Origin of the sequence: Paraferrimonas sp. SM1919, assembly GCF_010993985.1 — a bacterium.
Taxonomy (GTDB): Bacteria; Pseudomonadota; Gammaproteobacteria; order Enterobacterales; family Shewanellaceae; genus SM1919.
In genome coordinates this window covers 43131-56594 of record NZ_WINH01000026.1, presented here as the reverse complement: position 1 = coordinate 56594, position 13464 = coordinate 43131, and the positions used below count along the sequence as shown (strand labels likewise).

9 protein-coding genes are annotated in these 13464 nt (G+C 43.0%); 1 reads left to right on the top strand and 8 read right to left on the bottom strand.

Features of this window, described 5'->3' with window-relative positions:
• Positions 1 to 266 precede the first annotated feature (266 nt).
• The 8 genes from GFB48_RS14785 to GFB48_RS14750 all read right to left on the bottom strand — a co-directional run bounded on the left by GFB48_RS14785 (position 267) and on the right by GFB48_RS14750 (position 11369).
• Positions 267 to 1025 (bottom strand): hypothetical protein, encoded by a 759-nt coding sequence (locus GFB48_RS14785; RefSeq protein ID WP_163937457.1) that lies wholly within the window; start codon positions 1023 to 1025, stop codon positions 267 to 269.
• A gap of 144 nt (positions 1026 to 1169) precedes the next feature.
• Positions 1170 to 2156, bottom strand: a complete 987-nt coding sequence (locus GFB48_RS14780) for an ankyrin repeat domain-containing protein (RefSeq protein WP_163937454.1) — start codon at positions 2154 to 2156, stop codon at positions 1170 to 1172.
• The gene (locus tag GFB48_RS14775; RefSeq protein ID WP_163937451.1) at positions 2149 to 2541 is read right to left on the bottom strand and encodes a hypothetical protein; all 393 of its coding nucleotides are present in this window, start codon (positions 2539 to 2541) and stop codon (positions 2149 to 2151) included. Before GFB48_RS14775 ends, GFB48_RS14780 begins: the two co-directional genes overlap by 8 nt.
• A gap of 170 nt (positions 2542 to 2711) precedes the next feature.
• Entirely contained in the window at positions 2712 to 3494 is a 783-nt protein-coding gene (locus GFB48_RS14770) for a lysozyme inhibitor LprI family protein (protein WP_163937448.1), read from the bottom strand.
• A 302-nt stretch (positions 3495 to 3796) separates the two neighbouring features.
• Positions 3797 to 5467 (bottom strand): alpha-amylase family glycosyl hydrolase, encoded by a 1671-nt coding sequence (locus tag GFB48_RS14765; protein WP_163937446.1) that lies wholly within the window; start codon positions 5465 to 5467, stop codon positions 3797 to 3799.
• A 21-nt stretch (positions 5468 to 5488) separates the two neighbouring features.
• Positions 5489 to 6994 carry an MFS transporter gene (locus GFB48_RS14760; protein ID WP_163937443.1) on the bottom strand — a complete coding sequence of 502 codons (1506 nt, stop codon included), beginning with the start codon at positions 6992 to 6994 and terminating at the stop codon, positions 5489 to 5491.
• A 65-nt stretch (positions 6995 to 7059) separates the two neighbouring features.
• Positions 7060 to 9432, bottom strand: coding sequence for a TIM-barrel domain-containing protein (locus GFB48_RS14755; protein WP_163937440.1), 2373 nt, complete (start codon positions 9430 to 9432; stop codon positions 7060 to 7062).
• Positions 9433 to 9485: 53 nt separating this feature from the next.
• Positions 9486 to 11369 (bottom strand): alpha-amylase family protein, encoded by a 1884-nt coding sequence (locus GFB48_RS14750; RefSeq protein WP_163937437.1) that lies wholly within the window; start codon positions 11367 to 11369, stop codon positions 9486 to 9488.
• 420 nt (positions 11370 to 11789) lie between these two features.
• On the opposite strand from GFB48_RS14750, the gene GFB48_RS14745 reads away from it, so the two are divergent.
• Complete coding sequence (locus GFB48_RS14745) at positions 11790 to 13397, top strand: alpha-glucosidase family protein (protein WP_163937434.1); 1608 nt, start codon at positions 11790 to 11792, stop codon at positions 13395 to 13397.
• Positions 13398 to 13464: the final 67 nt, after the last annotated feature.

Below are 13464 nucleotides of genomic sequence, written 5' to 3'. Positions count from 1 at the left end.
TGGATGCTCGATTACAACAATGAACGTCCACATGAAAGCATTGGCAATATTCCACCATCGGAATATCACCAGAGCTTAATAGGAGAAACCTCTACTTTAGATGTGACTCACTAATGGGGAAGTGGACAGTAATAAGGGGTATCTTCAACTGAAATTAACGTACTACGGGGTCTATGCATAACAACCTCCTACAACTCGCTATTAAACAAGTTTAGTAGGAGGCTGAAAAAGCAGCAATTAATTATGGCTGTCTATGTGTGTTATTTCTATTCTATTGGCCTTCTATCACTGTGATCATTTCGGTGCCTCTTAAACTCCCATACATGGGAGTTAATTAGGTTATAACAAAATTCAGAATCTATACCTTTAGAAGCACTTAACTGATAAAAGCCTGAACTGCTTTCTATGCTCGATAAGTAATTCTTAATGTTATCATTTTTATAATCAATATTTTTTAGACAGTTAAAAACTGTTAACTTATCTCTTCCTGAAAACTGATGTAAAAGGGTATCTATACTTTCCTTGTACAACCCTGCATTCTCATCTGATATCAACTCCATCAAAAATGGTATTTTCTCTCTGTAGGGGTTAAATCTAAGGGCGTATAAAGCCTCCCTCAAAATCACTTTATGCGTATCTTTTGTCAGATACTTTGCAATATAGTCAGCTGTTATCCATGAATAATACTTTTTTAATCCAAGTAATGTATGTAATTTAAGCTTTAAAATAGGGTGTTGAAGAACTCCTTCATCTCTGCTCTCAACAAGCTTAATTAGCAGCTTAGCCCTATCCAGTTCTTGATCAGGTGTTAAATAGTTCCAATCAGAGTAAAATGCTGTATGTATTTTCGAAAATAAGCCTGAGCATACATCATTAGGTTTTCCTATATCTGTTTCACTATAGACATCACAGCCATGTTTATCTGCTGAATGGATCGCTTCTAGAACTGACTCTTCCCATGTATTAGCAAAAGCAGTACTTGAAAAGAGGGTTAATGTTAAAAAAATTATTTTATACTTAATCATAAATATTTACACATTATCTTGTTAAAGGAGATAGTGCTGGAAGTAGCGTAGGTGGTGAAGGTAGCGGAAACTCCACTGTATCAGACTTCGCTCCCGTCTCAGGAAATTAACTATGCCTGTCCATATGTGTGTCACTTGTTATTCTTAACTATTTGTATTTTTAATTAACAAAGAAACAATTTCATCTTTGGCGTTTCCCTTTGCCCAGGTTACGAACTTAACACCTTCGTGAGTTATAAAGTCAGTACTCGCTCCGTATTCTAATAATAACCTTACTGCTTCGACATTACCTTTTGAAACAGCATAATAAAGTACTCTATCTTCAAACTTTTTGGGGCCTTTGCTACTGAAATTACCATATTCAGTTTGCTCTGAATACAAATGATCAGGTGAAAAGCCATGTTTTAAGAATACTTTCAGCATAGCCATATCATTATATAAAATTGGCCAAAATAAATAACTATGAAATGGGTGGTCTGATAACTTCATACCGTTACTAAGAAAAGCATCGATTATTTCAGCATTTTGGGTTGTGAGTACATGACGCGACATTGTAGGTGCCATTCTATATCTCAACCCCATCCAAGGCTGATTTACATTAGCACCTTGTGAAATCAATTTACGGATATTATTAATATTTTTAACTTCCACGGCCTTCCAGAGCTGTTCGTCGATCTGTTGCTGTTCCCGTTGTGCTTCAGTGAGTGGCTGCTCTAAATATTTCGTAGTTAATTCACTCAATTTAACTTTGAACATCACTCGAACCTGATCATTACCGTCTACAGTGACTAATAACTTTCTAGAAGGGTTACTTCTAAAATTTTTGGGTACCACTGCAGAAAAATCAAGAAATTTTCCTTTAAAAGTGTCTTGGGTTGTACTCCACCTAACAGATATTCTCGAAGGTAACTCTCCACAGTATTTTTGCCGATAACCTTGATAAGCACCATCAACGTACTGTTTGCTTCCTATTTTAACATTGATTCCTAGTGGGTAATCTTTCCAGTTTTTTCTTCCTTTTTTCAAGACTTCTACAGGAAAACATGAAGCCGGTGAACTTTTTGAAAAGGTACAAGAGGTTATAAAGAGTAGTAGCACCACTTTAACTAGATTCTTTATTAAACTATTCATATTTTAGAGTCTCAAGCTCCAAATCATAACTTACTCCATAAATTGGCCTATCAGGTGTGCTACCGAATATTGTAGTATGCAAGATTTGTTTGAAGCCTTCATAAGGTAATGCAAAATGTGGGAAACTAGCTGATGAATCATGATATTTAAAATGAGTATCTGCATCAGGCTTGAGATTAAAAATCCTTTTTTGCACTTTATCACCATGTTCATATGCTGTACGAGATTCATTAATACCCTTTTCGCCACCATCAATAAATTGACGCATATCATTTACTCCCAATATAAGATCATTTTGGTTACTATCCATTCCATTTATTGCATTCATAGCTTTCAGAAAATTTAACTGAGCTAAGTTATCGTTGTCAAGATAGCCACCACCCACATCCGAATGAGCTCCCAACCCACTTATAGTTAAAATATTATCTGGTGAATCATCAACTAAATTTAGACCAAATGAGCTTCTGTATTCATGCTGTGCAACAATATGAACAGCACTAAAATTATTTAACTTATCTGTAGGGAGTTCTAAATTAAGTAATTAATTATGGCTGTCTATATATATTCCTTTGATTTTATCAAACGTTCCTTTACCGTCAGCTCCCTGAGGTTATATTCAATTTTTGATTTTATGTAATCTAACGCTTTCTCTCTATTCTTATTTAAAAAGGCCTCATCTTTATATATAAAAGTTATAATTCCATCCATCGAAAATCTTTCATTTTCAAATTTAGAAAAAGACAACTCACCATATTCGTCAATATAGTGAAGTACAAAAGCCATAGACTCCATTGTATCCAAATCAATTAACATTCCAGACTTTTCATCGCATGAATGTATTCTGCAACTAGAGATAATAACTATACTATCTTGCTTATCAATCTCTTCTGGAAGCTGAGTTATCACAGGTAGAACCTCTAAAATCATATGCTTAGGCTTTTTCTCCCTAAAAAATGATGATTTTTCATCAAGAAAAAACTTGCTTGCATAGTTATAAAAGAGAGGATAATCAACTTCATCATTAGTTTTCGCATTAATAATGCTTTCTTTAAGTAAAACCCTATCTAATATTTGTTTGAGCTCTATATACCTTCTTGAGTATGAACCCATACAAGAATAAACAGATGTACATAGACCGTTTCTTACCTTAAGCCAATCCCTCTGAGTTGAAACAAAGCTCTCAGCTTCATGCTTTGGAAGCGCATTACGAATATCCCTGTATATTTTAGATAACTTTACATCCAGCTCTCCAAGCTCGTCATCATAACATATAAGGTTTTCGACAGATGTTGAACGTTTAGCACAATCAAAACTGGCGGCTTCTGCTGATTCAAACATTGTTAACAACATAACAGTCCACAGCATTCTATTGAGTAACATTTAATTTTCTTCCCACGGCTAGACAAGCCAAATATCAATCACTAATCAATAATCTACAACACTAAAACCTGAGCATCAATTAACGATTATTCATCTTGGTGTGATCCCAAAATTTAAGCTGATGGTTCAATTTACTAACTTCCTCTCCTCCTCAAATACAAAAAAAGCGCCCCCCTTTCGGGCAGCGCTTTGTAGATCGTTTTGAGCCAAGTACTTAAAAGCGAAGCGCCCTAGCCCCTCGCAACCTAGTCCCTGAAAACCTATTTGTTTTCCATCTGATACGCTAACTTCTCAGTCAGGCTGTCGGTTAACACACCTTGGTAATGCCATACTTGCACATCGTGGGGAGCTACTGTGGCTTTAAGTTCGCCTTTAATACCCATGCCATCATCAGACAGTAGTGACTGCCAACGGCCTTGGGGTAAATCAGCCACGCTAAATTCAGCGGCAATATCGCCTTTGTTCAACAGCACCAGTGATACTTCAGCGTTATCTTTAGTGCCTAAAACACGTAAGAAGCTGGCTTTATCGCCGCTAAATTCTAGGTTTAGCTGCACGCCAGATTGCAGTGTTGGGGTAACTTTGCGCAGGTTAGCAATGCGGCTGAGTTTGGCATGGATTTGATGCTGCGCTGCCAGCTCGACATTGTCTTGGCCAAAGTAGTTACGGTTACCCGCATGCTCGCCTGTACCACGCATAAAGCCCATTTCAGAGCCGTAGTAAACCACCGGAATACCACGGGCAGTAAATAACAGGTTATGGGCATCAATAAAGCCGTTATCATCGGCATTCATGCGCGCCATATCATGGTTGTCATAGAACGTAGTGAGTTCGTACACATTACGGTATGGGCCATGGGTTAAATGCAATGCTGGGGCTAAATCGGCAAAGTCTGAGTCCTTATTTTCAAAGGTTTTCAGCATTTGTTCTTTTAGCGGGAAATCCAGCACTGAATAAGCGCCATTCTTCTCTAAGGTATGCTGGGCAATAAAGTTGGCGTTGTAGTCAAAGCTTTCACCAAACATAAAGAAATCTGGATGCTCAGCGCGAATGTTATCGCTAATTTGCTTCCAGAAGTGATGCGGCATGTGCTTAATGGTATCCACGCGGAACGCATCTGCACCTTGGTCAATCCAGTGCAGGTAAGCACGGGTTAGGTAATCCACTACCGCTGGGTTGTCTTGGTTAAAGTCAGACAGCTCGGCAATGTCTTTTTTACGGTTAAAAAAGTCATGCATTGGATTATTGTCATCCAAGTCCTGCGGCATCACATTTTGGTGATCGGCAATCAAAGTGCCGTCTTGGTCGAAGATTTTACCAAACTTAGGTTGCTGGCTTTCCATGGTAAAACTTGGGCTACCGTGGTTGGCCACAATGTCCATAATGGTTTTAATGCCATGCTTATCACGCAGGGTTTGGCTGTACTCTTTAAAACCTAAACCTTCACTTACCCAGTGCTCATCTTCTTTGAAGAAGTTAACGCCCCAATAGCCATGGTAACCAGTTTTACCGCCATCTTTAAACATGCCGCCAAATTCAATTGGGGTGCCGCCAGTAAAGGCTTCATCTGGGTTGTCCCAAATTGGCGTTAGCCAAATGGAAGTAAAGCCCATATCCGCAATGTAATCGGCGTTATTAAGCACACCTTGGTAGTCACCGCCTAGATAACCCACGTTGGCGGTTTTGCCATCTGGGCCCTTTAGCTCACGGTTAAACGTATGGGTCGCATTACCAAACTCACCGCCTTGGGTTTCATGGTTATTGGACTTATCACCATCAACAAAGCGGTCGGTCATTAAAAAGTACACCGACTCTTTGGCAAATGGATGTTTAGTGCCGTAAAACTCAACGGCTGACTCATTATCAGCAGTCGTTTCACCGCAGCCCATCAGTATTAAAGCGGCTAACGGCGCTAGCGTAAACTTCTTCATGTAAATTCCCTTCAACAAAAATTATTGTTTTTGTACTGGCTTAACAAAGGCCACGCTTAACGCCGCAATCACGAAGCTGATTGCACCGATTAATAGGGCGTAGATTGGTTCATTATTAAATAGGTATTTCACCAATAAACCTAAGATGGTCGCCGCTAAAATTTGTGGCAATACAATGAAGAAGTTAAAAATCCCCATGTAAGTACCCATCTTGTTAGCTTTAATCGAGTTTGAAAGCATTGCATATGGCAGTGACAAAATAGAGGCCCACGCAAAGCCAATACCCACCATAGAAATGATCAGGTAATCGGCATTTTCAATCACTAGGAATGAGGCAAAACCGGCAGCGCCCAGTAGTAGGTTGACCGAGTGCGATAAACGAATGCCAATAAAGCGAATAAACACAGGAATAAGCATCGCCGCAACCACAGAAAACGCGTTGTAAGAAGCAAACAGTACCCCTACCCAGTTGGCGCCTTCGTTGTAGGCATCCGAGCTAGTATCTGTGGTGCCAAAATGGAATGAGGTGACTGCCGCTGTGGTGTAAATCCACATGGCAAATAAACCAAACCAAGAGAAGAACTGCACCACCGCCAGTTGCTTCATGGTGCTTGGCATCATGTATAAATCGTCAAACACGCGCCATAGGCCAGGTAGCTCACCTTTCGATGATTTGATTTTGGCAACGATTAACTGCACCACACCAAACACCATCAGTCCGATAGATAGTATATAAAGTTGCTGATCCGCGTCCTGCACATTTACCACAGCTGTAAGCACTGCACCAACGGCTAGGTAAATCGCACCTAGTTTGGCAAACTTAGCACTTGCCAGGCCAGGCTCATTAGCCTCAGCTTCCTCGTCAATACCATCAAAACGGGCTAACTCTTCAGGGGTGTACTCTTTAGATTTAAGTACCGTCCAGCCAACCGCTAAAAACAATACCACAGCACCGGCGTAGAAAGAGTAAGTCACCGAATCCGGTAGGCCACCGTCAACGGCTGAGTTCGATACACCAAACCAATTAGCAAAGATCCACGGCAGCATTGACGCTACAACCGCACCAATACCGATAAAGAAGCTTTGCATGGCATAACCAGTAGGACGTTGCTTCTCGTTAAGTTGATCCCCCACAAACGCACGGAATGGTTCCATAGACACGTTAATCGACGCATCTAGAATCCATAGCATACCCGCCGCAATCCATAGGGTTGGCGAGTTAGGCATAAAGATAAGGGCAATAGAGGTAGCAATAGCACCGTATAAGAAATACGGGCGACGACGACCTAACCCAGTCCAGGTTCTATCTGAAAAATAACCCACAATTGGTTGCACAATCAGGCCAGTAATTGGCGCGGCAATCCACAATAGTGGGATTTGATCCATTTCCGCCCCTAGGGACTGGAAAATACGGCTCATGTTCGAGCTTTGAAGGGCAAAACCAAATTGAATGCCTAGAAAGCCGAAGCACATGTTCCAAATTTGCCAGAAGCTTAAATTTGGTCTTTCAAAAGTATTTTGACTCATTTAATCATTTCCATGATGTTGTAATGCAAAAGCCAAACCCTTAATGGGTTTGGCATTTTTGATAATTAAGACTTAACGACTAGTTTTAATCCGTTGTTATTAAGTTCAGTCTTAACCGTTAACTTACCGCTGCTTTTATCAAAATCAAAATCAACGCTTTGATTATTAATGGTAACCTTTGTCGGCTTAGCGCCAAAGTGATGCAGCACTAGGGTCAGCTCACGAGATTGGGGCTCCCCTTGGTAACCTTTACCTGAAGCGTTAATGCTGATGGCATAGTTATCATCTGCACGGGCAGCTTCAAAACCGAACAGGCGGTAATTGCCAGACTCGATGGTGTTAACACTTACGCCATCGTCTTCAAACATTTGGCCTTTGGCCGCATTGACGCTGGCATCCACATAGTGGTGCAGAGTTAATGCTTTCGAAGAGTAGTTATCCGCCGATTGCACTGAAGCTACCATAGGGATAAAGCTACCTGCCTTTACAAATACCGGTAGGGTTTCAATATCAGTTTTAGTGGTTACAGTTTTGCCACCTTCAAAACGCTGACCATTAAAGTAATCAAACCATACGCCCTTTGGTAGCTCGGTATTAACGGTTTCCACGCCAGCATCGACTACTGGGGTTACGAGGAAATTCTCGCCCCATAGGTAAGAATCTTTATTATCTAGGCTGGCATCATTGTGGTGGTAGAACACTGGACGCATTAACGGCGTACCCTTAGTTGAGTTTTCAAAACTCAGGGTGTAGTTGTACGGCAGCATTTGGTAGCGCAGTTTAATAAAGCGCTTCACTATGGCTTGCGTCTTTTCATCGTGGAAAATAGGCTCAGGGGCGATGTGTTCTTGACCGTGTGGGCGGTATACCGGCTGGAATGAACCAAACTGTAGCCAACGGGTATAAAGCTCGCTGTCAAAGGTCTCGCCACCAGCAAAACCACCAAGGTCCGAGTGAATGTAACCAAAGCCAAACATGCCCATTTGTAGAGCCAGCTCAACCTGTGGTTTTAGGCCGCCCCAAGTACGGTTAACATCGCCCGTCCACGGGATCATACCGTAACGTTGTGAGCCTAAGAAACCGGCACGCATCATAATAAATGGGCGATTTTCAGGGCGTTTTTGCGCTTCAAATTGCGCAACCATCTTAGCCCACTGGTGACCATAGGCATTGTGGATTTCATCCGCGCTGCCTACCGCATGGATGGTGTCTGATGGATGCACCTCTGGCTCACCTAAATCGCCCCACCAGCCTGCTACGCCTTGGTCGGCCAAGTCTGAGTAAATGCCTGATAGCCATTTTTGACCGTCTTTATGGAACACATCAATCAAGCCAGTGTTACCAAAGTAAAAATCAAAGGTCTTTGGCTTACCGTTTAAGCCTTTGGCTAGTACATTTTGTTGTACCGCCTCTTCCCAACGCTTTGAGCTGGTTAGCACAAAAGGTTCTGAAATCAGGATAGTTTTAACGCCTTTAGCTTTAAAATCCGCAATCATTTGCTCTGGATCCGGCCAAGCTTCTTTATCCCAGTCAAGGTTACCCATATGGCCCTTGATGTCTTTACCAAACCAGTATAAATCCAGCACGATGGCGTCTAGGGGAATGTCTTTTTTAATAAAGTCATTCACCACTTGGGTGGCTTCTGCCTGAGTGCGGTACCCAAAGCGTGAAGCAAAATTACCTAGGCTCCAGCGGCTTGGTAAAGGCTGTAAACCGGTGACTTCCGCGTTCGCTTCTACTAATTCTGGGAAAGAATCTGCAGCGCTCACCACGTACGATGTACGCCCTGCGACAGCTTCAAATTGTAAGATGTCTGCTTCAGTGGCACCAAGGTCAATATGCCCCGTTGCTGAGTTATCAAACATGATGGAATATTTGTTTGAACTCATTACCGCAGGCAAGCTGAAGTACATTTGCTTAGATTCCGTCTCGTAACCATAGTGGGCACGGTTATAAAGCGGTAAGCGGTGACCACGACGGTCCATACCTAATACACGTTGGCCTGCACCAAGCAATTTTTCACCATCTTCAAGTTCAAAGCGGAAACCACGCATGGTCTCAGTGGCAAAAAAGCCCACTTCTTCGTTTACTAGTGGCTCGCCTTTATAGAAGTAGCTAATGCGCACTGGGCTTTTATCAACCACGGCCTGCATGTCACCTGCAGTAAAGGTAATGGCTTTGCTTGACGCTTTGACACTGGTTGCCACCTGCTGTGGTTTACCCGCAATGGCATAACTTGGCAGCTGCTTCATGTGCTGCTTTTGGTAAAAGACCTCCATCGCGCCATCATGCTGTGGCGTTAGTTTTAGCTTACCTTCGTCAGTGTAAATAGTCAGCGCACCATTATTTAAGGTGTGCGACACATAATCGGCCGACAGTGCTGGTAGAGCCATCATGCCCGCAGCAATTAATGAGTATTGTAATTTTGTTATCTTCATTTATTTTTCCTGCAAAAAAGCGCCCGATTAAGATGGGCGCTTATAAGCAATAATTATTTTGCTAAACGGTAAACCGCGCTTTGTAGGCCATCAAGTTCAATAGCAGCCGTGTAGCCATTGTCACCCTTAGTAAAGGTAATATCGCCCTTACTGTTTAGGACATCGCTGAATGCTTGGCTGTTATCTAGCTTCCAACTCGTTGCCAAATCGCTAGGAATGGTTAGGGTGAAGCTTTGCTTGTCGTAGGAGAAGTTGTTTAGTACTACCAGCTTTTCGCTATCCGTGTAACGGGCAAATACGTTCACTTTTTGTGGGTAGTCAGTACCTGCAGCTAGGTTTTGGCTGAACAGAGGTAAGTACTCACCTTCACGAACTGATTCTAGCTTGCTAAGTGGTAGCAGACGCTTGTAGAAGTCATGCAGTTTAAGTTCGCTATCGGTTGATTTACCGCCGTCCCAGTTGCCGCCATTGTTAAAGCGAATGAGCGAAGGCACGCCTACGTAATCAAAAATAGAGGTACGGGTTGGCTTACCAAAACCGGCCATCTCACTACCGTCTTCGCCAAACTCTTGAGCGAAGTACATCAGCGTTGGTGAAGTACCTACTAGGGTTGAGTAAACCATAGCTGGGCGGCCCATTTCGGCATCACCGGCAAAGTCTGGAGAAGCAATACGTTGCTCATCGTGGTTCTCAAGGAAATGCAGCATGTGCTCTTCAATGTCCAGCACCTTGTCGTGCTCTGCAATCACCTTCTCAAGGCCGCCTTTATCCTGCATAACCAGTTTCAATGCATCGTAAAAACCCACTTTGTCGTACAGATAATCCATACGACCGATATCGATGTACTCTTTGTACAGGGTTGGGTTGTAAACTTCTGCCACCAATGCTGCATCAGGATTCTTGTGTTTAATGTGACTATTTAGGTAGCTCCAAAACTCCGCAGGAACCATTTCTGCCATATCAAAACGGAAGCCATCTACGCCCTTATCCAGCCAGAAAAAGGCTATGTCACGCATTTTGTGCCAGCTTGGTGGCACGTCTTTACCCTGCCAGAAATCATAATGGGCTGAGGTTGGCGCATTGCGGAAGCTGTCATCCATTTGTGGGAAATCTTCGCTGCCATCAGGGCGCACGCCATAGTTAATTTTTACGGTTTCATACCAGTCATGCATATTTGGCTGGGCTGCGCGGGCGCCGTTGCCTGTCCATTTCGCTGGGCTTTCGGCAAATTTACCGTCTGCTAATGGGTGGGCTTCGCCACCTAGAGGTGCATCACCTTTAGATACGTCAGGCACGATAAAGTCTTGGCCTTCTACGTAGTAAAAGTCGTTATTGCGAGCGTAAGTAACCGAAGTGTCGTCGTTGGCACCTAGGTCTACCACGCCCTCAGGCTTAGAAGTTGAGGCGTAGTTACGGGCCACATGGTTCGGCACGATATCAATGATCACCTTCATGCCATGCTTATGGGTACGGGCAATCAGGGCTTCAAACTCTGCCATACGTGCAGCAGGGTCAACCGCCATATCTGGGTTGACGTTGTAGTAATCTTTAATGGCGTAAGGCGAGCCAGCGCGACCTTTAACGACGTCTGGATCGTCATTAGCGATACCGTAATCGGTGTAATCACGGATCACGCCATGGTGTAATACCCCCGTGTACCAAACATGGGTAGAGCCAAGCTCTTTAATGGCTTCAAGTGCCGCATCGTTAAAGTCGTTAAATTTACCTACGCCGTTTTCTTCAATGGTACCCCAAGGCTTGTTGGTATCGTTCTGGTTACCCCACAGACGGGTAAACACCTGATAAATAACTGGCTTAGATTGCATCTGCACTTCAACTGTGACGGCTTGATTCGTTTGCTTTTTAGGCGCTTCACTACACCCGGCAACAAGGGCAAGTGAAACTACAATAGAACTGGTTAATTTTGATAAACGCATAGTGCACCTAAAATTGTTACTGAGCGGTTCCTTATTAGTGGCAACAGCAATGCTCAGCTTGTAATTATAATGCTAAAAATATTACTTGTTTGCTCGCTTAAGGTATATGTCATGCATACGTATTCAAGAATCATGCTTCAAGCAAATAATTCCATGTAAATAAAGCAAATCCAAAAAAAATGACCTCTCACTTTTATCATAAAAACAGCATAAATTAACTCTAATTGATTGCATCAAAAAAAACTTTAGCTAAAAATCCGCTTCAACTCAGCCACTTAATCAAAGACTCATGAACACGATTCATGTTGTCATAGAGATATTTTACTTGCATACGTATGCACATGATTGGTTTTAATACCTCGGTAAAGTATTCTTTAATGGTCTATATAAAAGAAACCCTTATTCACAAAAAGGCCTGACATGAAAGATTTAACTTGGTGGCGAGGCGCCGTTATTTATCAAATTTACCCACGCTCGCTACAAGACAGCAACGGTGACGGCATTGGTGATCTTCGAGGCATCATCAATCGTTTAGATTACATTGCTAGCCTGAATGTAGATGCGATTTGGATTTCACCTTTCTTTACTTCTCCGCAAAAAGATTTTGGTTACGACATTGCTGATTATCGAAATGTTGATCCTATGTTTGGTACCTTAGCGGACTTTGACGAGCTAATTGCTAAAGCCCACAGCTTAAACGTTAAGGTGATGATTGATCAGGTTCTAAGCCACACCTCTAACGAGCATGCTTGGTTTAAAGAGTCCCGCGAAGACAAAACTAACCCGAAAGCCGACTGGTACGTATGGGCCGATTCCAACGAAGATGGCACCCCACCAAACAACTGGCAATCTATCTTTGGTGGTTGTGCTTGGCAGTGGGAACCGCGTCGTTGTCAGTACTACCTGCACAACTTCCTAACTGAGCAGCCAGATCTGAACTTCCATAACCCAGATGTACAACAAGCCGCCCTTGATAACATTGAGTTTTGGTTAAAGCGTGGTGTGGATGGTTTCCGTTTAGATGCCATTAACTTCTGTTTCCATGATGCTGAGTTAAAAGACAACCCTGCTAAGCCATTAGAGCTTCGCACTGGTCGTGGTTTTGCTGCTGACAACCCGTACGCATTCCAATACCACTACTACAACAACACTCAACCGGAAATGATTCCGTTTATTGAGAAAATTCGAGCCCTACTTGATAAGTACCCAGGTACTGCGGCTTTAGGTGAAATTTCATCAGAAGATTCACTAAAAACCATGGCCGAGTACACTGAAAAAGACACCGGCCTGCACATGGGTTACAGCTTCGAGCTGTTAACGGAAGATTTCAGCCCGCAGTACATTGCCAATACGGTTGCGACTCTTGAAGAAAACATGACTGAAGGTTGGCCTTGTTGGTCAGTTTCAAACCATGATGTTAAGCGTGTGGCTACCCGTTGGGGCGGTGAAAATCCAAGCCCGGCATTAATTAAAATGTTAGCCCGTCTGGTCAGTTCATTACGTGGCAGTGTTTGTATGTACCAGGGTGAAGAGCTTGGCCTGCAAGAAGCCGATGTTGCCTTTGAAGACTTACAAGACCCATACGGCATGACCTTCTGGCCAACCTTTAAAGGCCGTGACGGTTGTCGTACGCCCATGCCTTGGGAAGCAAGCCAAGATAACGCCGGCTTCTCAACCGGCACGCCTTGGCTGCCAGTGAGCAAACAGCACGTACCAATGAGTGTGTCTGAGCAAGAGCAAGACGATGCCTCTATCTTAAACCACTACCGTCGCTTTATGGCATGGCGTAAGCAGCACAACGCCTTAGTTGTGGGCGATATTAACTTCCATGACATCAATAAAGACGTGCTGTGCTTTACCCGTAAATCTGATGAGCAACAGGTTCTGGTTGCCTTTAACCTATCAGATAAACCAGTAAGCATTGAAGCCAGTGGTAAGCTGCTAGCAGACAGCGATGCTGCCACAGCGAGCCTAGCAGGTAGCAGCCTAACCCTACAAGCTTGGGGCAGCGCGTTCATCGAACAATAAAGCTGATAAATTAACGCTTTAACTCAAGGCTGTTACTCGTTAGAGTAACAGCCTTTTTTATAGGAAG

Coding starts and splice junctions, on each gene's coding strand:
- GFB48_RS14770 (WP_163937448.1), bottom strand. CDS start 3,494: ATGTTTGAATCAGCAGAAGCCGCCAGTTTTGATTGTGCTAAACGTTCA.
- GFB48_RS14745 (WP_163937434.1), top strand. CDS start 11,790: ATGAAAGATTTAACTTGGTGGCGAGGCGCCGTTATTTATCAAATTTAC.
- GFB48_RS14765 (WP_163937446.1), bottom strand. CDS start 5,467: ATGAAGAAGTTTACGCTAGCGCCGTTAGCCGCTTTAATACTGATGGGC.
- GFB48_RS14750 (WP_163937437.1), bottom strand. CDS start 11,369: ATGCGTTTATCAAAATTAACCAGTTCTATTGTAGTTTCACTTGCCCTT.
- GFB48_RS14785 (WP_163937457.1), bottom strand. CDS start 1,025: ATGATTAAGTATAAAATAATTTTTTTAACATTAACCCTCTTTTCAAGT.
- GFB48_RS14755 (WP_163937440.1), bottom strand. CDS start 9,432: ATGAAGATAACAAAATTACAATACTCATTAATTGCTGCGGGCATGATG.
- GFB48_RS14760 (WP_163937443.1), bottom strand. CDS start 6,994: ATGAGTCAAAATACTTTTGAAAGACCAAATTTAAGCTTCTGGCAAATT.
- GFB48_RS14780 (WP_163937454.1), bottom strand. CDS start 2,156: ATGAATAGTTTAATAAAGAATCTAGTTAAAGTGGTGCTACTACTCTTT.